At 65.7% G+C, this 22,009-nt stretch carries 23 protein-coding genes and 3 tRNA genes; 14 read left to right on the forward strand and 12 right to left on the reverse strand.

The features are described from left to right. Nucleotides 1-72: 72 nt before the first annotated feature. Genes murI through hemA form a run of 5 tightly spaced genes read right to left on the reverse strand, consistent with a single transcriptional unit; the run spans nucleotide 73 to nucleotide 4,793 of the window. Nucleotides 73-867 (reverse strand): glutamate racemase, encoded by a 795-nt coding sequence (gene murI / locus ACA097_RS08315; RefSeq protein ID WP_371369688.1) that lies wholly within the window; start codon nucleotides 865-867, stop codon nucleotides 73-75. Further along, the gene (locus tag ACA097_RS08320; RefSeq protein WP_371369690.1) at nucleotides 860-1,615 is read right to left on the reverse strand and encodes a molybdopterin-synthase adenylyltransferase MoeB; all 756 of its coding nucleotides are present in this window, start codon (nucleotides 1,613-1,615) and stop codon (nucleotides 860-862) included. Before ACA097_RS08320 ends, murI begins: the two co-directional genes overlap by 8 nt. After that, complete coding sequence (gene prmC, locus ACA097_RS08325; protein ID WP_371369692.1) at nucleotides 1,609-2,439, reverse strand: peptide chain release factor N(5)-glutamine methyltransferase; 831 nt, start codon at nucleotides 2,437-2,439, stop codon at nucleotides 1,609-1,611. The genes ACA097_RS08320 and prmC overlap by 7 nt, the downstream gene beginning before the upstream one ends. A gap of 6 nt (nucleotides 2,440-2,445) precedes the next feature. Continuing rightward, on the reverse strand, nucleotides 2,446-3,528 hold the full coding sequence (prfA, locus tag ACA097_RS08330; protein ID WP_371369694.1) for a peptide chain release factor 1: 1,083 nt from the start codon (nucleotides 3,526-3,528) through the stop codon (nucleotides 2,446-2,448). Next, the gene (gene hemA / locus ACA097_RS08335) at nucleotides 3,525-4,793 is read right to left on the reverse strand and encodes a glutamyl-tRNA reductase (protein ID WP_043249282.1); all 1,269 of its coding nucleotides are present in this window, start codon (nucleotides 4,791-4,793) and stop codon (nucleotides 3,525-3,527) included. The genes prfA and hemA overlap by 4 nt, the downstream gene beginning before the upstream one ends. 189 nt (nucleotides 4,794-4,982) lie before the next feature. Between hemA and ACA097_RS08340 the strand changes: the two genes are divergently transcribed. From ACA097_RS08340 to ACA097_RS08395, 12 genes are all read left to right on the forward strand, one after another. Then, nucleotides 4,983-6,704: a tetratricopeptide repeat protein gene (locus ACA097_RS08340; RefSeq protein ID WP_371369696.1), complete on the forward strand. Its 1,722-nt coding sequence runs from the start codon at nucleotides 4,983-4,985 to the stop codon at nucleotides 6,702-6,704. A gap of 7 nt (nucleotides 6,705-6,711) precedes the next feature. Next, on the forward strand, nucleotides 6,712-7,335 hold the full coding sequence (gene lolB, locus ACA097_RS08345) for a lipoprotein insertase outer membrane protein LolB (RefSeq protein ID WP_043249272.1): 624 nt from the start codon (nucleotides 6,712-6,714) through the stop codon (nucleotides 7,333-7,335). 4 nt (nucleotides 7,336-7,339) lie between these two features. Beyond that, nucleotides 7,340-8,188, forward strand: a complete 849-nt coding sequence (gene ispE, locus ACA097_RS08350) for a 4-(cytidine 5'-diphospho)-2-C-methyl-D-erythritol kinase (RefSeq protein WP_371369698.1) — start codon at nucleotides 7,340-7,342, stop codon at nucleotides 8,186-8,188. A 32-nt stretch (nucleotides 8,189-8,220) separates the two neighbouring features. Further along, nucleotides 8,221-8,295, forward strand: a tRNA-Gln gene (locus ACA097_RS08355). A 60-nt stretch (nucleotides 8,296-8,355) separates the two neighbouring features. Beyond that, a tRNA-Gln gene (locus ACA097_RS08360) sits at nucleotides 8,356-8,430 on the forward strand. A gap of 86 nt (nucleotides 8,431-8,516) precedes the next feature. Further along, complete coding sequence (locus tag ACA097_RS08365; protein ID WP_015478849.1) at nucleotides 8,517-9,458, forward strand: ribose-phosphate pyrophosphokinase; 942 nt, start codon at nucleotides 8,517-8,519, stop codon at nucleotides 9,456-9,458. A gap of 118 nt (nucleotides 9,459-9,576) precedes the next feature. Beyond that, nucleotides 9,577-10,185, forward strand: a complete 609-nt coding sequence (locus ACA097_RS08370) for a 50S ribosomal protein L25/general stress protein Ctc (RefSeq protein ID WP_043249268.1) — start codon at nucleotides 9,577-9,579, stop codon at nucleotides 10,183-10,185. Between the two features lie 41 nt (nucleotides 10,186-10,226). Next, on the forward strand, nucleotides 10,227-10,811 hold the full coding sequence (gene pth, locus ACA097_RS08375) for an aminoacyl-tRNA hydrolase (protein WP_043249265.1): 585 nt from the start codon (nucleotides 10,227-10,229) through the stop codon (nucleotides 10,809-10,811). Nucleotides 10,812-10,835: 24 nt separating this feature from the next. Continuing rightward, nucleotides 10,836-11,936, forward strand: a complete 1,101-nt coding sequence (ychF, locus tag ACA097_RS08380; protein WP_371369702.1) for a redox-regulated ATPase YchF — start codon at nucleotides 10,836-10,838, stop codon at nucleotides 11,934-11,936. Between the two features lie 42 nt (nucleotides 11,937-11,978). After that, on the forward strand, nucleotides 11,979-12,248 hold the full coding sequence (locus tag ACA097_RS08385; protein WP_371369704.1) for a hypothetical protein: 270 nt from the start codon (nucleotides 11,979-11,981) through the stop codon (nucleotides 12,246-12,248). Nucleotides 12,249-12,315: 67 nt separating this feature from the next. Further along, on the forward strand, nucleotides 12,316-14,664 hold the full coding sequence (locus ACA097_RS08390; RefSeq protein ID WP_371369706.1) for an Orn/Lys/Arg decarboxylase N-terminal domain-containing protein: 2,349 nt from the start codon (nucleotides 12,316-12,318) through the stop codon (nucleotides 14,662-14,664). A 116-nt stretch (nucleotides 14,665-14,780) separates the two neighbouring features. Continuing rightward, on the forward strand, nucleotides 14,781-15,764 hold the full coding sequence (locus tag ACA097_RS08395) for a zinc-dependent alcohol dehydrogenase family protein (protein ID WP_371369708.1): 984 nt from the start codon (nucleotides 14,781-14,783) through the stop codon (nucleotides 15,762-15,764). Here the strand turns inward: ACA097_RS08395 and ACA097_RS08400 are convergent. Together ACA097_RS08400 and ACA097_RS08405 are read right to left on the reverse strand one after the other, a co-directional pair. Then, on the reverse strand, nucleotides 15,761-16,606 hold the full coding sequence (locus ACA097_RS08400; RefSeq protein ID WP_371369710.1) for a nitrilase family protein: 846 nt from the start codon (nucleotides 16,604-16,606) through the stop codon (nucleotides 15,761-15,763). The two genes, ACA097_RS08395 and ACA097_RS08400, sit on opposite strands and share 4 nt — an antisense overlap. A gap of 23 nt (nucleotides 16,607-16,629) precedes the next feature. Continuing rightward, on the reverse strand, nucleotides 16,630-18,132 hold the full coding sequence (locus tag ACA097_RS08405; protein WP_371369712.1) for a cytosine permease: 1,503 nt from the start codon (nucleotides 18,130-18,132) through the stop codon (nucleotides 16,630-16,632). Nucleotides 18,133-18,419: 287 nt separating this feature from the next. Between ACA097_RS08405 and ACA097_RS08410 the strand changes: the two genes are divergently transcribed. Next, nucleotides 18,420-19,322 carry a LysR family transcriptional regulator gene (locus ACA097_RS08410; protein WP_371369714.1) on the forward strand — a complete coding sequence of 301 codons (903 nt, stop codon included), beginning with the start codon at nucleotides 18,420-18,422 and terminating at the stop codon, nucleotides 19,320-19,322. 182 nt (nucleotides 19,323-19,504) lie between these two features. Continuing rightward, a tRNA-Met gene (locus tag ACA097_RS08415) sits at nucleotides 19,505-19,581 on the forward strand. An 84-nt stretch (nucleotides 19,582-19,665) separates the two neighbouring features. Here ACA097_RS08415 and ACA097_RS08420 read toward each other — a convergent pair. The 5 genes from ACA097_RS08420 to ACA097_RS08440 all read right to left on the reverse strand — a co-directional run bounded on the left by ACA097_RS08420 (nucleotide 19,666) and on the right by ACA097_RS08440 (nucleotide 21,593). Then, on the reverse strand, nucleotides 19,666-19,848 hold the full coding sequence (locus ACA097_RS08420; protein WP_371369716.1) for a hypothetical protein: 183 nt from the start codon (nucleotides 19,846-19,848) through the stop codon (nucleotides 19,666-19,668). Nucleotides 19,849-19,876: 28 nt separating this feature from the next. Next, a complete protein-coding gene (locus ACA097_RS08425) occupies nucleotides 19,877-20,296 on the reverse strand; it encodes a type II toxin-antitoxin system VapC family toxin (RefSeq protein WP_371369718.1) in 420 nt (139 codons plus the stop codon). Further along, complete coding sequence (locus ACA097_RS08430; protein WP_371369720.1) at nucleotides 20,293-20,538, reverse strand: Arc family DNA-binding protein; 246 nt, start codon at nucleotides 20,536-20,538, stop codon at nucleotides 20,293-20,295. Before ACA097_RS08430 ends, ACA097_RS08425 begins: the two co-directional genes overlap by 4 nt. Nucleotides 20,539-20,648: 110 nt before the next feature. After that, the gene (locus ACA097_RS08435; protein WP_371369722.1) at nucleotides 20,649-21,149 is read right to left on the reverse strand and encodes a hypothetical protein; all 501 of its coding nucleotides are present in this window, start codon (nucleotides 21,147-21,149) and stop codon (nucleotides 20,649-20,651) included. A gap of 171 nt (nucleotides 21,150-21,320) precedes the next feature. Continuing rightward, nucleotides 21,321-21,593: a DNA-binding protein gene (locus tag ACA097_RS08440; protein ID WP_371369724.1), complete on the reverse strand. Its 273-nt coding sequence runs from the start codon at nucleotides 21,591-21,593 to the stop codon at nucleotides 21,321-21,323. Nucleotides 21,594-22,009 lie beyond the last annotated feature (416 nt).

Below are 22,009 nucleotides of genomic sequence, written 5' to 3' on the forward strand. Positions count from 1 at the left end.
TATAAGAGCGATCGTCGGACTTTTCTTACGAAATGTCAGCAAAATGCTATCGGTGCGTATGCGCCTTGATACTCAGTCCGCGAAAGGACTGACGAGCGCCTCGGAGCCCCAGAGGATCGGCAACACCTTGCGCAACTGCTCCACGTCGCCACTGGTCCAGAACCGCGTGGCGGCAGCCGGCTCGCAGGCTTCCAGTCCACGCGCAGCCAGCGAGGCTTGCAGGTGACGAGCCACGGCGGCGCCGGTGTCGATCAGGGTCACGTCCGGCGGCAGCATCTGGCCGAGCAGCGGGCGCAGGAAGGGGTAATGCGTGCAGCCGAGGATCAGCGTATCGCAACCCTCGGCCAGCAAAGGCGCGACGAAGCCCTGCAGCAGTTCGCGGGTCTGCGGGCCGCTCAGGTCGCCGGCCTCGATGCGCTCGACCAGCCCCGGGCAGGGCTGGGTGACCACACGCACATCGCTGGCGAAGCGGTCGAGCAGAGCGGCGAAACGCGCGCTCTTCAGCGTGCCGGTGGTCGCCAGCACGCCGACCACGCCACTGCGGGTGGCGGCAGCCGCTGGTTTCACCGCCGGCTCCATGGCCAGGATCGGCAACTGTGGGTAGAGCTCGCGCAGGTCGCCGGCCGCCGCGGCGGTGGCGGTGTTGCAGGCCAGCACCAGGGCCTTGCAGTCCTGAGCGATGAGGAAATCGGCGATGCGCCGGCAGCGCTCGCGGATGTACTCGGGAGTCTTCTCGCCGTAAGGCACGTGGCCGCAGTCGGCGAGGTAGATCAGCGATTCGCTGGGCAGGCGCGCGCGGATTTCGCGCAGCACCGAAAGGCCGCCGACGCCGGAGTCGAAAACCCCGATCGGCCGCGAGTCAGGCATGCCGCCCGCCGCACACGGGGCATTGCGGATCGCGCTTGACGCGCAGCTCGCGGAAGCGCGTGCCCAGCGCATCGATCAGCAGCAGTCGGCCCACCAGCGGCTCGCCGAATCCGGCCAGCAACTTCAGCGCCTCCAGCGCCTGGAGGCTGCCGACCAGGCCCACCAGCGGCCCGACCACGCCGGCTTCGCTGCAGGTCAGCTCGGCTTCGCTGCCATGGCCGTAGAGGCAGTGGTAGCAGGGACTGTCTTCGCGGCGCGGGTCGAACACCGAGAGCTGGCCTTCGAGACGAATGGCCGCGCCGCTCACCAGCGGTTTGCCGGCGGCCACGCAGGCGGCGTTGACCGCCTCGCGGGTGGAGAAGTTGTCGCAGCAATCCAGCACCAGGTCGACCTGCTCCAGCACCGCGGCGAGGCTGTCCTCGTCGAGCGCCTGGCGATGGGCGACCAGTTTCACCAGCGGGTTGATCGCCTGCAGGCGGGTGATGGCCGAGTCGACCTTGCTGCGGCCGACCTGGGTGCTGTCGTGCACCACCTGGCGCTGCAGGTTGGTCAGGTCGACGCTGTCGAAGTCCGCCAGGTGCAGCTCGCCAACGCCGGCAGCGGCGAGGTACAGCGCCACCGGCGAGCCCAGGCCGCCGAGACCGACGATGAGCACGCGCGCCTGCTGCAGGCGCAGCTGGCCGTCGATGTCGATCTGCGGCAGGAGGATCTGGCGGCTGTAACGCAGCAGCTCTTCGTCGTTCAGCATGGCAGGCGTCCCAGGGTGATGCGTTCGTGGCCGCCGAGGTCGCGACGACTCTCGACCTCGACGAAACCATTCTGGACCAGCAGGTCGCGTACCGCTGCCGCCTGGTCGTAGCCGTGTTCGAGCAACAGCCAGCCGCCGGCATCCAGATGCTGCGGTGCCTGCCGGGCGATCAGGCGGATGTCGTCGAGGCCATCGGCGCCCGCGACCAACGCGCTCTTCGGCTCGAAGCGCACGTCGCCCTCGCCCAGGTGCGGATCGCTGCTGGGGATGTACGGCGGGTTGCTGACGATCAGTGCGAAGCGCTCGCCTTCGACGGCGGAGAACCAGTGGCTCTGGCGGAAGGCGACGTTGCTCAGGCGCAGGCGTTCGCGGTTGCGCTCAGCCAGCACCACGGCCTCGGGAATGCGGTCTACGCCCAGCACCTGCCAGCTCAGGCGTTCGCAGGCCAGGGCCAGGGCGATGGCACCGGTGCCGGTGCCGAGGTCGAGCACCCGGGCCGGGCTAGCCGGTACCAGGGCCAGCGCGCTTTCCACCAGCAGCTCGGTGTCCGGGCGGGGAATCAGGGTGTGCGGCGCGACTTCCAGGTCCAGGCTCCAGAAGCCCTGGCGACCGAGAATGTAGGCCACCGGCTCACCGGCGCGACGACGTTCCAGCCAGCGATCGAAACGCTCGTGCGCTTCGCTGTCGACCAGCCGCTCCGGCCAGGTACGCAGGAAGCTGCGGTTCTTGCCCATGGCGGCGGCGAGCAGCAGCTCGGCGTCCAGGCGCGCGCTCGGCGAATCCGGCAGCTGCGCCTCGGCAAGCAGGGTCATGATGGTAGCCATGGCGCCTCAGTCTCCCAGGGCGGCCAGTTGGTCGGCCTGGTATTCCTGCAGCAGCGGCTCGATCACCTGCTCCACCGCGCCTTCCATGACCTCGCCCAGGGAATAGAGGGTGAGGTTGATGCGGTGATCGGTGACCCGGCCCTGCGGGAAGTTGTAGGTGCGGATGCGCTCGGAGCGGTCGCCCGAGCCCACCAGCAGTTTGCGCGTGCTGGCGATCGCCTGTTGCGCCGCGGCCTGCTGCTGGTCGTTGAGCTTGGCCGCCAGCCAGGCCATGGCCTTGGCGCGGTTCTTGTGCTGCGAACGCTCTTCCTGGCACTCGACCACGATGCCCGAGGGGATGTGGGTGATGCGCACGGCCGAGTCGGTCTTGTTCACGTGCTGGCCGCCGGCGCCGGAGGAGCGGTAGGTGTCCACGCGCAGGTCGGCCGGGTTGATCTCGATGGCCGCCTGCTCGTCCGGCTCCGGCAACACCGCCACGGTGCAGGCGGAGGTGTGGATGCGCCCCTGGGATTCGGTGGCCGGCACCCGCTGCACGCGGTGCGCGCCGGACTCGAACTTGAGCTTGGCGTAGACGTTGTCGCCCTCGACGCGGGCGATCACCTCTTTATATCCACCGTGTTCACCCTCGTTCTCCGAGAGAATCTCCAGGCGCCAGCCCTGCTTCTCGGCGTAGCGCGAGTACATGCGGAACAGGTCGCCGGAGAAGATCGCCGCCTCGTCGCCGCCGGTACCGGCGCGGACTTCCAGGAACACGTTGCGGTGGTCGTTGGGGTCCTTGGGCAGCAGCATGCGCTGCAGGCGGTCTTCCAGTTCGGCGAGGCGCGCCTTGGCGTCGGCGACTTCTTCCTCGGCCATCTCGCGCAGGTCGGGGTCGCTGTCCTTGAGCAGCGCCTGGGCGCCCTCGAGGTCGGCCTGGGTCTTGCGGAAATCGCGGAAGGCCAGGAACACCGGCTCGACTTCGGCGAATTCGCGGGAATAGGCGCGAAACTTGGTCTGGTCGCTGATCACCTCGGCATCGCCGAGCAGAGCGGTGAGCTCCTCGCAGCGGTCGCTGAGGGTGTCCAGCTTGGTCAGCAGTGAGGCTTTCATCGCTTCTCGCTGCCCTCTTCGAGGGCGAACAGTTCCTGGGCCAGGGCCAGCGCGTCGATGCGGCCCTCGGCGGAGAGTTTCTTCATCTGCACGCTGGGGGCGTGCAGCAACTTGTTGGTAAGGCCGCGGGCGAGCTGAGCCAGGATATCGGCCGCGTCGCCGCCATTGGCCAGCAGGCGCTGGGCCTTCTGCAGCTCTTCGTCGCGCAGGCGCTCGGCCTGCTGGCGGTAGGCGCGCAGCACGTCGACTGCGGCCAGCTCGCGCAGACGCACCATGAATTCGTGGACGCCCTCGCCGACCAGCTCTTCGGCAGCCTGGGCCGCGCCCTGGCGGCTCTTCAGGTTCTCGGCGACCACTTCGTGGAGGTCGTCGACGCTATAGAGGTAGACGTCCTCCAGCTCGCCGACTTCCGGCTCGATATCGCGCGGCACGGCGATGTCGACCATGAACATGGGCTTGTGCCGGCGCTGCTTGAGCGCCGTCTCCACCGCGCCCTTGCCGAGGATCGGCAGCTGGCTGGCGGTGGAGCTGATGACGATGTCGCTCTTGGCCAGGTACTCGGGCATGTCGGCCAGCAGGATCGCCTCCGCGCCCAGCTCCTGGGCCAGCAGGCTGGCGCGCTCGAGCGTGCGGTTGGCGACCACGATGCGCTTCACGCCCTGCTCGTGCAGGTGGCGGGCGACCAGGGTGATGGTTTCGCCGGCACCGATCAGCAGCGCCTGGCTGCGATGCAGGTCGGCGAAGATCTGCTTGGCCAGGCTGACCGCTGCGAAGGCCACGGATACCGGGTTCTCGCCGATGGCGGTGTCGGTGCGGACGGTCTTGGCGGTGCTGAAGGTGGCCTGGAACAGGCGCCCCAGCATCGGACCGATGGTGCCCGCCTCGCGCGCCACGGCGTAGGCCGACTTCATCTGGCCGAGGATCTGCGGCTCGCCCAGGACCATGGAATCGAGGCCGGCGGCCACGCGCATCATGTGCCGTACGGCGTCTTCGTCTTCGTGCACGTAGGCACTGCGACGCAGCTCGTCCAGGCTCAGGCGGTGATAGTCGGCGAGCCAGGCCAGCACGTCCTCGGCCTGCGGATGCTCCAGCTCCAGGTACAGCTCGCTGCGGTTGCAGGTGGAGAGGATCGCCGCCTCGCGACTGGCGGTGAGCCGGCACAGCAGCTGCAGGGCCTCGACCATCTGCCCGGGAGTGAACGCCACGCGCTCGCGGACGGCCACGGAAGCTGTCTTGTGGTTGATGCCGAGGGCGATGAAGGCCATGCAGGATCGCTGAGGTAATTCGGGAAGCCCGCAATTGTCCTACGTCGACGAAAGGAGGACAACCACCGCAATGCAAGCGGCCGATCTGTGCGTCTATGCTGGGTTTGGCGGCCCCCACCCCATGGGCTTGCCGATTGGCTTATGTCATGATGGGGCCCACCCCGCCGGTCAGGTTCATCTCTTTCGTCTATGAACAAATCCCTAGCGCTGCTGACTGCCTTGCTGCTGCTCGGCGGCTGCCAATCCATGCTGCACAAGGCAACAGCCCCCGCCCCGACCAAAGAGAGCGCGGCCAGCGCGGAGAAGAACCGCAAGTACGGCTCCTTCAGCGAAGACACCCTTTATTCGCTGCTGGTGGCGGAGATCGCCGGCCAGCGCAACCGCTTCGACATCGCCCTGGCCAACTACGTCGACCAGGCGAAGCGAACCCAGGACCCGGGCGTGGCCGAGCGCGCCTTCCGCATCGCCGAGTACCTCGGCGCCGACCAGGAAGCCCTGGACACCTCGCTGATCTGGGCCAAGGCCGCGCCCAACGACCTCGACGCCCAGCGCGCTGCCGCCCTGCAACTGGCCCGCACCGGCAAGTACGACGAATCCATGGTGTACATGGAGAAGGTCCTCAACGGCCAGGGCGACACCCACTTCGACTTCCTCGCCCTGTCCGCCGCCGAGACCGACCCGGACACCCGCGCCGGCCTGCTGCAGAGCTTCGACCGCCTGCTGAAGAAGTACCCGGACAACGGCCAGCTGTTGTTCGGCAAGGCCCTGCTGCTGCAACAGGACGGCCGCCCGCAGGAAGCCCTGAACCTGCTGGAAAGCAAGCAGGCCAGCCGCCACGAGGTGGCCCCGCTGCTGCTGCGCGCACGACTGCTGCAAAGCATGAAGCGCAGCAACGAGGCCCTGCCATTGCTCAAGGACGGCATAAAGGAACACCCGGATGACAAGCGCGTACGCCTGGCCTACGCGCGCCTGCTGGTCGAGCAGAACCGCCTGGACGACGCCAAGGCCGAGTTCTCCGCGCTGGTCCAGCAGTTCCCCGACGACGACGACCTGCGCTTCTCCCTGGCCCTGGTCTGCCTCGAGGCGCACGCCTGGAGCGAAGCCAAGGTCTACCTGCGCGAGCTGATCGACCGCGACAGCCACACCGACGCCGCGCACTTCAACCTCGGCCGCCTCGCCGAGGAAGAGAAGGACCCGCAGACCGCGCTCAAGGAATACGCCCAGGTCGGCCCGAGCAATGACTTCCTCCCGGCGCAGCTGCGCCAGAGCGAAATCCTCATGGACGACGGGCGGCTCGACGAAGCCTCCCGGCGCCTCGCCGAAGCCCGCGCCCGCCAGCCCGACTACGCCATCCAGCTGTACCTGATCGAAGCCGAGGGCCTGTCCAACCGCAATCAGGTCGACCGTGCCTGGAGCGTGATCGAGCAGGCCACCAAGCAGTTCCCGGACGACCTGAACCTGCTCTATACCCGCTCCATGCTCTCGGAGCGGCGCAACGATCTGGTGCAGATGGAGAAGGACCTGCGCTTCATCATTCAGCGCGAGCCCGACAACGCCATGGCGCTGAACGCCCTCGGCTACACACTGGCCGACCGCACGACCCGCTACGACGAAGCCCTCGACCTGATCCTGAAGGCCCACAAGCTGAGCCCGGAAGATCCGGCGATCCTCGACAGCCTGGGCTGGGTCAACTATCGACTGGGCCATCTCGACCAGGCCGAAGGCTACCTGCGCCAGGCCCTGGAAAAATTCCCCGACCACGAAGTCGCCGCGCACCTGGGCGAAGTGCTCTGGGCCCGCGGCAAGCAGAGCGAGGCTCGCAAAGTGTGGTCCACCGCCCTGCAGAACCAGCCCGACAGCCCGGTTCTGCGCGACACCCTGCAACGCCTGACCGGCTCCAAGACTCCCTGAGATTCCCATGCGTCTGATTCACCTTCTCGGCGCCGCCGCCCTGCTGATGCTGGCCGGCTGCGCCGGCCTCACCTCCCACGAATCCCTCGAAGGCCAGGGCAACGCCACCACCTGGAAAGCCCACAAGGAGCGCGTCGCCGCCCTCGACGGCTGGCAGATCGACGGCAAGGTTGGCATCCGCGCACCCAAGGATTCCGGCAGCGGCACGCTGTTCTGGCTGCAACGCCAGGGCTATTACGACATTCGCCTGTCCGGCCCGCTGGGCCGCGGCGCCGCACGCCTGACCGGGCGTGAAGGCGCAGTGACCCTGGAGGTCGCCGGCCAAGGCCGCTACCAGGCCGAATCCCCCGAAGCGCTGCTCGAACAGCAACTCGGCTGGCGCCTGCCGGTATCGCACCTGCTCTGGTGGGTGCGTGGCCTGCCCGCCCCGGACAGCAAGAGCCGCCTGACCCTCGATGGCGACAGCCACCTGGCCCGCCTGGAACAGGACGGCTGGAACGTCGAATACAGCAGCTACGCGCAGCAGGACGGCTACTGGCTGCCCGAGCGCCTGAAGCTGCACGGCCAAGACCTCGACGTCACCCTGGTGATCAAGAGCTGGCAACCGCGCCTGCTCGGCCAGGCGCACTGATGACATGCAAGCGCGCCTGACCCTGCCGGCCCCGGCCAAGCTCAACCTGTTCCTGCATATCCTCGGCCGCCGTCCCGACGGCTATCACGAGTTGCAGACGCTGTTCCAGTTCCTCGACCACGGCGACGAGCTGCACTTCGCCCCGCGCGAGGACGGCCAGGTCGTCCTGCACACCGAGATTCCCGGCGTCCCCCACGACAGCAACCTGATCATCCGCGCCGCGCGCAAGCTGCAGGAGCAATCCGGCTGCCGCCTGGGCGTCGACATCTGGCTGGACAAGCGCCTGCCCATGGGCGGCGGCATCGGCGGCGGCAGCTCCGACGCGGCCACCACCCTGGTCGGCCTCAACCACCTCTGGCAACTGGGCTGGGACGAAGACCGCCTGGCGGCCCTGGGCCTGACCCTCGGCGCCGACGTGCCGGTGTTCGTCCGCGGCCGCGCGGCCTTCGCCGAAGGCGTGGGCGAGAAGCTCACGCCGGTCGAACTCGAAGAGCCCTGGTTCCTCGTGGCCGTACCGCAAGTCTTTGTCAGCACAGCAGAAGTTTTCACCGACCCCGAGTTGACACGCGATACGCCGCCCATTAAAGTTCGCAGCCTTCTCGGGGTGGACGGTCATAACGACTGCCAGCCGGTCGTCGAGAAGCGTTACCCAGAAGTTCGTAACGCTTTGATCTTGCTGAACAAATTTACGTCAGCCAGATTGACCGGAACCGGAGCTTGTGTGTTTGGGAGCTTCCCAAACCAGGGCGATGCTGATAAAGTTCGCCGCCAACTTCCGGCCACTCTGCCAAGTTTCGTAGCCCAAGGGCGCAATATCTCGATGTTGCACCGCAAGCTTCAGGAGCTGGCCTGAGAAGGGATGCAGAGCATTCGGTTGTACGATACAGGGGCGTCGCCAAGCGGTAAGGCAGCAGGTTTTGATCCTGCCATGCGTTGGTTCGAATCCAGCCGCCCCTGCCATTAACCCCACCGGGGTTTGCGTACAGCGATAACGAAAGCACTGCACAGCAACATACATATAGGGGCGTCGCCAAGCGGTAAGGCAGCAGGTTTTGATCCTGCCATGCGTTGGTTCGAATCCAGCCGCCCCTGCCATATACCCTGAAAAGCTGCTCAAAAGCTTTGGCCTTTGAGCAGCTTTTTGATTCATCAGGTCCACCCTCACCCGGTAGGTACTGCGCGTGTCCAAGATGATGGTTTTCACGGGGAACGCCAACCCCGACCTGGCCCGCCGTGTCGTGCGCCAGCTCCACATCCCCCTCGGTGACGTTTCGGTCGGCAAGTTCTCCGACGGCGAAATCAGCGTCGAAATCAACGAGAACGTGCGCGGCAAGGACGTCTTCCTGATCCAGCCTACCTGCGCACCGACCAACGACAACCTGATGGAACTGGTCGTGATGGCTGACGCCTTCCGCCGTTCCTCGGCCACTCGTATCACCGCCGTGATCCCGTACTTCGGCTATGCCCGCCAGGACCGCCGTCCGCGTTCCGCTCGCGTGGCTATCAGCGCCAAAGTCGTCGCCGACATGCTGACCGTCGTGGGCGTCAACCGCGTCCTGACCGTCGACCTGCACGCCGACCAGATCCAGGGCTTCTTCGATATCCCCGTCGACAACATCTACGGCTCGCCCGTACTGGTCGACGACATCGAAGACCAGCGCTTCGAGAACCTGATGATCGTCTCCCCGGACATCGGTGGCGTGGTGCGCGCTCGCGCCGTCGCCAAGTCCCTGGGCGTCGACCTGGCCATCATCGACAAGCGTCGTCCGAAGGCCAACCAGTCCGAAGTCATGCACATCATCGGTGATGTCGAAGGCCGTACCTGCGTACTGGTCGACGACATGGTCGATACCGCTGGCACCCTCGGCCACGCCGCCAAGGCTCTGAAAGAGCACGGCGCCGCCAAGGTCATCGCCTACTGCACCCACCCGGTGCTGTCCGGCCGTGCCATCGAGAACATCGAGAATTCCGTGCTGGACGAGCTGGTGGTGACCAACACCATCCCGCTGTCCGCCGCTGCCCAGGCCTGTGGCCGCATCCGCCAACTGGACATCGCTCCGGTTGTCGCCGAAGCCATGCGCCGGATCAGCAACGAAGAATCGATCAGCGCCATGTTCCGTTGAGGAAACCCTCGACGAACCTGGCCTGACGAAAGCGCTCCGCCCCGGCGGAGCAATTGAAGAATCGCCCGAACGCTGGTCGCAAGCGCTCGGGCGATCTTGTCATTCTGGAGATTTAGAAATGGTTGATTTTGTACTGAATGCCCAAGCGCGTTCCGACCTGGGGAAAGGTGCGAGCCGCCGCCTGCGTCGTAACGCCGGTCTGGTTCCCGCGGTCATCTACGGTGGCGACAAAGCCCCGGCTTCCGTGACCCTGGAACTGCGCGAAGTTGCCAAGCTGCTGGAAAACGAGGCTGCCTTCAGCCACGTGATCGCCCTCAGCGTCGACGGCGCCAAGGAAACCGTGCTGATCAAAGCCCTGCAGCGCCACCCGGCCAAAGGCTACGTCATGCACGCTGACTTCCTGCGCGTCGTTGCCGACCACAAGCTGACCGCTCACGTTCCGCTGCACTTCCTGAACGAAGAAACCGCAGTTGGCGTCAAGCAAGGCGGCGGCGAAGTTTCGCACGTCATCTCCGAAGTCGAAGTTTCCTGCCTGCCGAAAGACCTGCCGGAATTCATCGAAGTCGACCTGGCGAAAGTCGAAGTCGGTCAGATCGTTCACCTGTCCGACCTCAAGCTGCCGAAAGGCGTGGAACTGGTTCAGCTGGCTCATGGCAATGACCTGGCCGTTGCCAACATCCACGCTTCCCGCGTAGTTAAAGAAGAAGGCGAAGGCGCCGCCGAGTAATAACTCGCGAGCCTCTGCCTCCTAAGGAAAGGGCCCCCGTCGTGACTGCCGTGCAACTGATCGTTGGCCTGGGTAACCCAGGCCCGGAATACGAACAGACCCGGCATAACGCGGGGGCCCTTTTCGTTGAGCGCCTGGCCGACCGCGAACGCGTCAGCCTGAGCCTCGACAAGAAGTACTTCGGCCTGGTCGGCAAGTTCAGCCACCAGGGCCGCGACGTTCGTCTGCTCATCCCCACCACCTACATGAACCGCAGCGGCCAGGCCGTGGCGGCGCTCGCCGGGTTCTTCCGCATCCCGGTCGAAGCCATCCTGGTGGCCCACGACGAACTCGACATGCCTCCGGGCACCGCCAAGCTCAAGAAGGGCGGCGGACACGGCGGGCACAACGGGCTGCGCGACATCATCGCCCAGCTCGGCAACCAGAACGGTTTCCACCGCCTGCGGCTTGGCATCGGCCATCCGGGGCACAGCAGCCTGGTTTCCGGCTTCGTCCTCGGCCGCGCCCCGCGCAGCGAACAGGACCTGCTCGACGCCAGCATCGATTCCGCCCTCGGCGTGCTGCCGGAAATGCTCGCAGGCGACTGGACGCGCGCGATGCAGAAGCTGCACAGCCCGAAGGCCTGACCCGTCTCCCCAGAGGTACACCACATGGGCTTCAACTGCGGCATCGTCGGCTTGCCCAACGTCGGCAAATCCACCCTGTTCAACGCCCTGACCAAATCGGGTATCGCGGCGGAGAACTTCCCCTTCTGCACCATCGAGCCGAACAGCGGCATCGTGCCGATGCCCGACGCACGCCTCGACGCCCTGGCCGAGATCGTCAAGCCCGAGCGCGTGATCCCGACGACCATGGAGTTCGTCGACATCGCCGGCCTCGTGGCGGGTGCCTCCAAGGGTGAAGGCCTGGGCAACAAGTTCCTCGCCAACATCCGCGAGACCGACGCCATCGCCCACGTGGTGCGCTGCTTCGAAGACGACAACGTCATCCACGTCAGCAACAGCGTCGACCCCAAGCGCGACATCGAGATCATCGATCTCGAACTGATCTTCGCCGACCTCGACAGCTGCGAGAAGCAACTGCAGAAGGTCGCGCGCAACGCCAAGGGCGGCGACAAGGAAGCCATCGCACAGAAAGCCCTGCTGGAAAAACTCATCGCCCACTTCACCGCCGGCAAGCCCGCGCGCAGCCTGGTCAAGGACATGGGTGACGAAGAGAAGCGCCTGGTGCGCGGCTTCCACCTGCTGACCAGCAAGCCGGTGATGTACATCGCCAACGTCGCCGAGGAAGGCTTCGAGAACAACCCGCACCTCGACGCCGTGCGCGCCATCGCCGCCGAAGAAGGCGCCGTGGTCGTGCCGGTGTGCAACAAGATCGAAGCCGAAATCGCCGAACTCGACGACGACGAAGAGAAGCAGATGTTCCTCGAGACCATGGGCATGGACGAGCCGGGCCTGAACCGCGTGATCCGCGCCGGTTACGAGCTGCTCAACCTGCAGACCTACTTCACCGCTGGCGTGAAGGAAGTCCGCGCCTGGACCGTCCGCATCGGCGCCACCGCCCCGCAAGCCGCGGCCGTGATCCACACCGACTTCGAGAAAGGCTTCATCCGCGCCGAAGTGGTCGCCTACGACGACTTCATCCAGTTCAAGGGCGAACAGGGTGCCAAGGAAGCCGGTAAATGGCGCCTGGAAGGCAAGGACTACATCGTCAAGGACGGCGACGTGATGCACTTCCGCTTCAACGTCTAAGCCTCGGCACGTCCCCTCGGATCCAGCCGCACCCGAACCCCCTTGAGCGCAGCCGCCTCAAGGGGGTTTTCTTTTGCAGCCGCTCGGCCAACCGGCGGCAACGCGCTCCCGATGCCGCCTGTCGGCCACAGGGTCTTCGGCCTTTCGCAGCAGAACCGTCCCGCTCCGGGCCCCGACGAAAACGCGGGTACCGCCGTCGGACCGGTGCTTAGCTATCTGAAGACACACAGCATCGCCGGCGAGCGCGCGGCGGTGGCAGGGCTCGTTGCCGTGCTCGTGCAGTTCGCGAAAGGCATGGTGCCCGTTGATTGAACGGTAGTCCCCGCGGGTGCCCGACAGACCTTGCCGGCCCCGCTCCACTTCATGCCGGGGATGCGTCATGTCTTTCGATCGGATGTTCGACTTCCTGTTGTGCAGCTCGACCAGCGAGCCGCGCAGCTTTTCCTCGACCCGGCTCGGCCAGGTCGCCGACGAACTGATCCGCCTCGGCTATGGCGTCTCTTTCATGGAGACGACCGCCGATGCCTGCTCGGCGGTACGCGCGGATGCGGCGATCGGCTGCATCGTCGTCGAGTGGTCGATGTCGGAGCCGGAGAACGAAGTCGAGGCGTTCGTGCAGTTCGTGCGCGAGCGCGGCCTCGAGGTGCCGATCTTCATCCTCGCCGAGCGCCACCGGCTCGACGAAATCCCGGTGCAGGTGCTCGGACAGGTGAGCGGCTACGTGTTCATCGAGGAAGACACCCCGGAGTTCGTCGCACGCAATCTCGCGAGCCACCTGCGCAACTATGCCGAGTCGCTGAAGACGCCGTTCTTCGGCGCCATGGTCGACTACGCGGACCAAGCGAACCAGATGTGGACCTGCCCCGGCCACAACGGTGGCGTGTTCTACCAGAAGAGCCCGGTCGGCCGGGCCTTCGTCAAGCATTTCGGCGAAGCGGTGTTCCGCAACGACCTCGACAACTCGGTGCTCGAGCTCGGCGATCTGCTCGTGCACGAAGGGCCGGCGCTCGCCGCACAACAAGCAGCCGCGCGCATCTTCGGCGCCGAGAGGACCTACTTCGTGCTCAATGGCACGTCCACCTCGAACAAGATCGCGCTGACCGCGCTCGTCGCGCCGGGTGACCTGGTGCTGTTCGACCGCAACAACCACAAGGCCGCACACCACGGCGCGCTGCTGCTCGGCGGCGGCCTCCCGGTGTATCTACCGACCACGCGCAACGCGCACGGGCTCATCGGCCCGATCGACTTCGCGGCACTCGACGAAACGCGCATCCGCGAAGCGATCCGCAACCATCCCCTCGTGAAAGACCCGGAGGCATGGCGCAAGGAGAAGCCTTTCCGCGTGGCGGTAATCGAGCAGTGCACCTACGACGGCACGATTTACAGCGCGCAGCAACTCGTCGAAAAGCTCGGCCCGCTGTGCGAATACATGCTCTTCGACGAGGCATGGGCCGGCTTCATGAAGTTTCACCCGATCTATCGCGGACGCTTCGCGATGGGCGTCGAAGGGCTGGACGCCAGCGCCCCCGGCCTTATTGCGACGCAGTCGACGCACAAGCAGCTGGCCGGCTTCTCGCAGGCCTCCCAGATCCACGTGAAGGACGCCCACCTCGACGGCCAGCGCCGCCAGGTCAGCCACCGGCGCTTCAACGAAATGTTCCTGCAGCACGCCTCGACGTCACCTTTCTATCCGCTCTTCGCCTCCCTCGACGTCGGGGCACAGATGATGCGCGGACGCTCCGGCGAGGTGCTGTGGGACGACACGATTCGCCTGGGCATCGAGCTGCGCAAGAAGATCCGGGCGCTGCGCGACGAGTACGAGGCGACGCAGACCGACCCGGCACGGCGCTGGTTCTTCGAGCCGTTCGTGCCGACGCTCGTGCCTGCAGCGCCCGGCGCAGCGGGTGCGCTGCGGCGCTGGGAGGACGTGCCCACCGACGAACTCGCGTCAGACCCGCGCTACTGGGAACTGGCGCCAGGCGAAACCTGGCACGGCTTCGGCACGCTGGCGCCCGGCTACGCGATGACCGATCCGAACAAGATGACGCTGCTGACGCCCGGCTTCGACCGCGCGACCGGTAAATACGCCAACCACGGCGTCCCTGCGTCGGTGCTCGCGCAATTCCTGCGCGAATGCCGGATCGTGCCGGAGAAGAACGACCTGAACAGCATCCTGTTCCCGCTCACGCCAGGGCTCGAATCATCGAAGGCGGGCACGTTGCTCTCCGCACTCGTGCGCTTCAAGCAGTTGCACGACGACAACGCGCTGCTCGACGACGCGCTCCCCGCGTTCGTCGCCGCGCATCACGATCGCTATGCGGGCATGGGCCTGCGCGACCTGTGCGCTCAGATGCACGCGTTCTACCGTCAATGGGACGTGAGCCGGCTGCAACGCCAGCCGTTCGAAGCGGAGCATTTCCCCGAGCCCGCAATGCTGCCGCAGGAAGCGATGCACGCACTCGTGCGCAACGACGTCGAGCTGCTGCCCATCGACCAGGTCGCCGGGCGCATCGCGGCGACGCTGGCGCTGGTCTATCCACCGGGCATCGGCGTGGTCGTGCCAGGCGAGCGCTACGATGGGCGCGCCCAGCCGATGCTCGACTATTTCCGCATGTTCGAGGAGGCCGGCAACCTGTTTCCGGGCTTCGAAAACGAGATCCAGGGCATCTACCGCCGGATCGGAAGCGATGGTCGTACGCGACTGCATACCTACGTCGTGATCGAATGACGCCCCATCAGCCACCTCGCTTGCAGGCCAGACCTGCGGATTGATGCCGGACAACCCAGCGCCGGCCGCCGCTGGCTACGCTGAACCGAACCCGCTCCCTGAACCGGAGGTGCTCCATGCGCGCCATGCTGCTCGAACAGGTCGGCCAGCCGCTGCAACTGCGCGAGCAGCCGATGCCGGAACCCGGCCCCGGCGAACTGCGGGTTCGCGTGGCAGCTTGCGGGGTTTGCCGCACCGATCTGCACGTCGTCGACGGCGAGTTGCCGCGGGCGCCGCTGCCGATCATTCCGGGCCACGAGATCGTCGGCTACGTCGATGCTCTTGGTACTGGGGTCGAGGGTTTCACCCTGGGACAGCGGGTCGGCGTGCCCTGGCTGGGGCACACCTGCGGCCACTGCTCGCACTGCATCCATGCGCGGGAAAACCTCTGCGACGCGCCGCAGTTCACCGGCTACACCCGGCCCGGCGGCTACGCCGAATACGTGGTGGCCGACGCGCGCTACACCTTCGCCCTGGGTAATGCCGGAGACGACGCCGACCTGGCTCCCCTGCTCTGTGCCGGGCTGATCGGCTGGCGATCGCTGGTCAAGGCGGGCGACGGCCAACGCCTCGGCCTGTACGGCTTCGGCGCGGCGGCGCATATCGTTTTGCAGGTAGCGCGCTGGCAAGGGCGCGAGGTGTATGCCTTCAGCCGGCCCGGTGACCGCGCCGCCGAAGCCTTCGCCCGGTCGCTGGGCGCCGCCTGGGCCGGCCCATCCGACCAGTTGCCGCCGCAGCCATTGGATGCGGCGATCATCTACGCCCCAGCCGGCGAACTGGTGCCCGCCGCGCTGCGCGCCGTGCGCAGGGGTGGCCGGGTGGTCTGCGCCGGCATCCACATGAGCGACATCCCGAGCTTCCCCTACGCCATCCTGTGGGGCGAGCGCGAGGTCGTCTCGGTGGCCAACCTCACCCGCCAGGACGGCCTCGACTTCTTCCCCATCGCCGCACAAGCGGGCGTGCGCACCGAGGTCCACCGCTACCCGCTGGAGCAGGCCAACCAGGCCCTGGACGACCTGCGCCACGGGCGCTTCCAGGGCGCGGCAGTGCTGGTGCCTTAGCCCAGCAATCCGCCTTCGTCATAAAGGCTCGGCCGGCGGTCCTGGTGCAGGTGGTTGTAGCGGCTGATGCGCTTGTTGCGCGCCTCCGCCAGGTTCAGCGTGGCCAGCAGGATCTGCTCGCCACCCTCCCCCTCCGGGCCGGCTTGTGGATAACCGTCGGCATCGACGATCACCGAGCCCTGCACCCAGTCCACCCCGCGCTCGCTGCCGTGGCGGTCGCAAGCGGCGATGAACAGGCGGTTGATCGAGGCGTTGGCCTGCACACGCACCACTTCCGCCGGACGCTCCAGCGCCGGGCGCGGCCCCCAGGGCCAGTTGACCGGCGCGCAAAGCAGCTCGGCGCCGGCGAGCGCCGGCAGCCGCACCCACTCGGGAAACTCCAGGTCGTAGCAGATCATCACCGCGAGCCGCCCGAAGACCGTCTCCACCACCGGCGGCGCCTCGCTGCCGGCGGTGAAGATGGCGTTCTCGCCATCCCACAGGTGCGCCTTGCGGTAGATCGCCCGCACGCCGCTGGCATCCACCAGCGCCGCGCTGTTGGCCACACGCTCGCCGTCCAGACGCTCGCAGAAGCCGCCGACGATGACGATATCCAGCTCCCGCGCCAGCGCCTGCCAGAGCTCGAGGGTCGGGCCCTCCTGCGTTTCGGACAGCGCCAGCGCCTCGGTCAGGTCATGGAAGACGTAGCCGCTCTGCGCCAGCTCCGGCAGCACCACCACCTGCGCACCACGCAGTGCCGCGTCGCGGATCGCTCGCTCGGTGATGCGGCGGTTGTGGGCCAGGTCGCCGACGCTGGGCGCCAGCTGGCAGCAGGCCACGGTGACAGGTCTGGAAACGCTCATGGGTTGATCCATTGCCAACGGGTTCAAGGCTGCTCGCCGCCCTGGCGGGCCATGGCGAGGATGTCGCGCTCGCTGATGGCGTCGACCACGCGGCGCTCCGCCTCCAGGTCCAGCGAGCGGCTGAGCACGTAGTAGGTCAGGCCCGAAACCAGCAGGCCCACCAGCCAGGCGATGTCCACGCCGTCGAGCATCCGCGCCACGGGGCCGACGAACACTTCCTTACCGGCGGCGGCATCGAAGATGTAGAAGAACGGGACCATGCAGACGAAACCCACCACGTACGAGACGATGCCACGCAGCTGCCAGGCGCCGTAGATGCCCTTGGGCGTGAAGAAGTGCGGGATCGCATAGCGACCCTTGCGCACGCCGAAGTAGTCCACCAGGTTCACCGCGGTCCAGGGCACCAGGAAATACAGCATCAGCACCAGGAAGGTGTTGAGGATGGAAATGCCGTTGCCGCGGATCGACAGCACGCAGCCCAGCAGCACCAGGGTGATGACCAGGATCGACAGCACCCGCGCACGCGGCGTGGGGTTGATGCGGCGCACCGAATCGACGCCGGTTAGCAAGGTCAGCATGGCGCTGTAGGTGTTGAGCGCGATCACCGGCAGGAAGCCAGCCACCGACACCAGCACCAGCACATGGCCCAGGCCCGGCAGCAGCGAGGAACCCACGCGGTCGAGCGCCACCAGGGCGTCGGAAGCCTGCAGCAGCTGCGCCAGCCAGGCGCCCAGGCCGATCATCCAGGCGCCGGACAGCGAAGCACCGAGGAACACCGCGGCGATCAGCTTGGCGCGGCTGGTGTGCTTGGGCAGGTAGCGCGAGTAGTCCGACACATAGGGCGCGTAGGAAATGTTGTAGCTCGCGGCGATGGCGAACTGGGTGGCGAAGGCGACCCAGCTGAAGCCCAGGGTGCTCGCCGGCGCGGCTGGCGCATCGGCCTGCCCGGCACCGAACATCAGCGCGACCGTCACCAGCGTGTAGAGCGGCAGGGTCAGCATCAGCGCCCACTTGAACGCCTTGTGCATCAGGTCGTGGCCGTAGATCGACAGCAGCGCGCCCACGGCGATCACCGCGCAGGCCACCGGGATCGGCTCGAGGCCGAAGACGTTGCGCAGGCCGTCCATGATCAGCGAGACGTTCACCACGTTGAAGCCGACGAACACGAACAGCGTCGCCAGCAACGCCAGCACCACCCCGCGATAGCCGAACTGGGCGCGCGACTGGATCATCTGCGGCAGGCCCATCTCCGGCCCCTGCGAGCCGTGGAAGGCCATGAACAGGGTGCCGAACATGATGCCCAGCGCGCCGGCCAGGGTTGTCCACAGGGCGGACAGGCCCAGGCTCGGGCCGACGAAGCCGATGGAAATGGTGAAGAAGTGGAAGTTGCCGAGGAACCAGAACGGCCCCTGGCTGGAGAGCCGGGCGTGGCGCTCGGACTCGGGGATGTAGTCGATGGAATGGCCTTCGATGGCCAGCCCGGCGCCGGTTTCGGCGGTGCGGGCGGAATGGCTGGACCCAGACATGGGGACGCTCCTGCTCTGCGCGATCTTGTTCTTGTGGCGGGTTCGATACGGCTGCTTAAACATCGAATCCATCTATGTTGCGCAAGGTGCTCGTGGCGGCGGACGATGGCGCCCGCCTGAGCCCGCGGCCTATCATGAGCCGCCGGTGACAGCTACTTCCCGCGTCCCTGCCTGCGCAAGCCGATGCCGTCGAAGACGGAATCTAGGCCCAGGTGACAGGCCATAAAATACCGGCCACCCACTGTTCACATAGATTGCGACCTATATGAGTCGCCCCGAGGTCAACGATGCTGGGCAACGTATCGGAACTGGATATCCGCCTGATCCGCGTGTTTCTCGCGGTGGTCGAGGCCGGCGGCATATCCGCCGCCCAGGGCACGCTCAACACCACCCAGCCGACCATCAGCGCGCAACTGGCCTCGCTGGAAACCCGCCTGGGCTTTCGCCTCTGCCAGCGCGGCCGCGCCGGCTTCGCCCTGACGCCCAAGGGCAGCCAGTTCGTCGACGCGGCACGGCGCCTGCTGGCCGCCGCCGAAGGCTTTCGCGTCGAGGTGCAACAGATCAACCGCACCCTCGGCGGCACCCTCAACATCGGCCTGCTCGGGCAGATCGACCCGCAGGCCAACAAGCGCATCGCCCTGGCCATCGCCCGCCTGCGCGCCCGTCACCGCGGCCTGTACTTCCAGTTCACCGAACTGTCCTCGACCTTCCTCGAGGAAAAGCTCATCAACGGCCACCTCGACCTCGCCATCGGCTACTTCTGGCACCGCCTCGACACCATCGACTACCTCCCGCTGTTCCGCGAAACCCAGATTGCCTACTGCGGCGCCGCCCACCCGCTGTACCCGCAAGCCGGCGGGCTGAGCAGCGAAGACGTGGCCGAACACGAATGGGTCTGGCCCAGCCACCCGCTGCCGGAAATGCCCGCCCCCACAGCGCTGGAAAACCTAACCGCGCTCACCGACAGCATGGACGGCGCTGCCCTGCTGATCCTCTCCGGCCAGCACCTGGGCTTCCTGCCGCAGCACTACGCGACCAAGCACGTCGAACAGGAACAACTGCGCGCGCTGAACCCCGACCAGCTGCGCTACGAAGTCGACTTCCAGGCCGCCATGCGCCGCTCCGCCCGGCCAGGCGAGCTGGTAAGCGCCTTCCTGGAAGAGCTGATGGAAGTGTTCGAGCTGGAATAGATGGCATGCGCCGGCGACCAACGCCGCCCCCCTCCCCGGCTCGAAGCGCATGCCCAAACCGATGCGCACACCCATCGGACAGCGCTATCGGCACTTTCCCGCTAAACGGTTGAAAGATCAGAAAATTATCGTAGGCCAGGGGTTGACATCCCCCAGCGACATGCGGAAAATGCGCGCCACTCGGCTACATAGCTCAGTCGGTTAGAGCGCAGCATTCATAATGCTGATGTCCCAGGTTCAAGTCCCGGTGTAGCCACCATATCTAGAAAGGGGTTAGCGAAAGCTAACCCCTTTTCTTTTTGCCTGTTGAAAACACGGTCTGACCGCCAGTTGCCTGGCAGCCTCAGAGCATCGTGTAGACAATCAGGGCCATCAGCAGCGCGGCCAGCGCAATCGCCAGGCGCTCCATCCAGGAGAAGAAACGCCTAACCGGCCGGCCTCTCGCCTTCTGGCAAAAGTTGTAGGTGGATATCGCCTCCAGAAACATCGGTATCCCCACTAGCACTATCAGCGCAGCCATTTTCATGGCATCCAGCCTCCCTGCTGGTTGATTGTCAGTCCTTCCACGGATCTGTCAGCGAAACCCCGAAGTGCTCGAAGTGGCGAACATTCCGCGTAGCGATTTGTGCGCCGTGCAGCCGGGCAATCGCCGCAATCTGTCCGTCCGCCATATCGGCGAGTTTTCCCCTGGACTCACTCTCCGCCACCAGTTCGGCATAGTGCACCGCGGCGTCGGTATCGAAGGGCAGGATGTTGCCGGCGAAGTCTTCCTCGAACATCACGAGGGCCAAGTCATGCAGGGCCTGCTTACGCTTCCCATCGGGCATCCGGGCAATGCCGTAGAGAATCTCTGCCACGGTGATCGCGCTTATGTGTAGGTCATCCACAGGTTGCGCATCGATCCAGGCAACCACCGCGGGGTCCGGCTTGGCGCGCATCAGTTCCGAAAGAACATTGGTGTCGAGCAGGATCATTCGTCGAAGTCCGCCGCACGAGCCTTGGTCGTGCGAGCCGGTATCTCGATATCGGCGCCGCCCATAGACGCGAAGCGCGCATGAATCCGGCTACCCAAGCCACCTCGCTTTACGTCCCTGGAGAGAGCCTGGGCGAGAATCACCCGCACCTCTTCCTCCATCGAGCGGCCGTGGCTGGCTGCGACCACGCGGAGTTTGGCCTTGAGGTCTTCGTCCAGGTTTCGAATGGTGATGCTGGCCATGGGTGCCTCCAGTGCAATCAATGAAATCATCGAAAGCATACGCGTGTTATCCAAGAGGAGCGAGCACCTCGCTGTCGCACTTGAAAAGCTGCCCAACGAGTATGTGCTTCCTAGAATCCCCACCGCCTACGCAACTCACCAAACTCCCGCGCCGCCGCTTCTGCCGTGGCCACTTCCTCTTCCAGGGCCGGCAGGCTGTAGCGGGTTTCCTTGCGGGTAATGGCGCCGGGCAGGCCGGGGGCCAGGTTGCTGACTTCCTGGCTGAAGTAGTTGAAGGCCCAGCCGCCGTGGATGAAGGCGTTGCGCCGGGCGCGGATGCGGTCCATGCGCCCGTACCAGGCGTTGAACTCGCGCAGGCAGGCCTCATCGTCGGCGCAGCGCTGGGCGACCATCGCCCGCAACGCATCCATCTTGGCCTTCAGCGTCAGCTGCTCGACCAGCGGCCCCAGCAGCGCCGCCTCGCCCGTACCGGCCAGGCGGCCCAGGCAGAGGTCGAGGTTCAGCTCGAAGCGCGACAGCAGCAGCACCAGCCGGCCGATCAAGGCACCGACCGCCGCCTCCAGCTCCGCCTCGGACAAGGGGAAAGCGGGCAACGGGCTCAGCTGGGTCATGCGCCCTCTCCTTCTCGACCCGCGCTCGGCTGATACAGCTCGATCGCCAACCTCGCGCAGCGGCGCGACGTATCGACGCAACCGCAGTCGTGCCTTCTATAAAGGAAGGGATGCGAACGACGCCCCCAAGCGGATAACCCCAACTGCACCGGCGCAAGCCAACCCTCTGCCTCACTCATCCTCGTAATCGCCCTGGCTGAAGATCGACTTGCCCCGCTCCAGGTCACGGCGGATGCGGTGGAGGTTGATGACGCGGCGGCGGCCGATCTTCAAGGTGGGGACGGTCTTCGTCTCTACCCAACCACGCACCACGTCCTCGGTGATCTCTTCCATGCCGAGCATTTGCGCGAACCCGACCTGAGAGCAGAACGGCGCGGTACGGAAGTCGGTGACCTTCTCGGCAGCCCCGGTGACGGTGAACCCCACTATTCCAGACTCTTCCATAGCATTTGACCTATAATCGGAGCACATCAAGATCTTCAAATGGCATTATTTACCAGCTATATAAAACCGATTATAGGAATGAGGATTTATTTTCCTAGTATTATTTGCCAATTTTTTAGATGAAAAAAGAATGATCAGAGAGCGTATAGTCGCTATTTGGGAATATAAGAAACTCACAGCCAAGAAGCTGGAAGAGCTCAGCGGTATTGATCGTGAGAAGTGGTACGCGTTAAGGAAGGGTGGACGTCGAGCAAACGAAGACGACATAGAGTCGATGGTTAAGATCCTTCCGCATTACGCCCTTTGGCTTGTAAGCGGCCAGATTGCTCCTGAGTCAGGTCAGACAAGCCCTGAATACGACGAAACCAATCGAAACTTGCCCGATCAGAGCGTCGGATAGCGATTACCAAGAGAGT

Origin of the sequence: Pseudomonas sp. QL9 (assembly GCF_041409665.1) — a bacterium.
In the GTDB taxonomy this organism is placed as follows: Bacteria; Pseudomonadota; Gammaproteobacteria; order Pseudomonadales; family Pseudomonadaceae; genus Pseudomonas; species Pseudomonas knackmussii.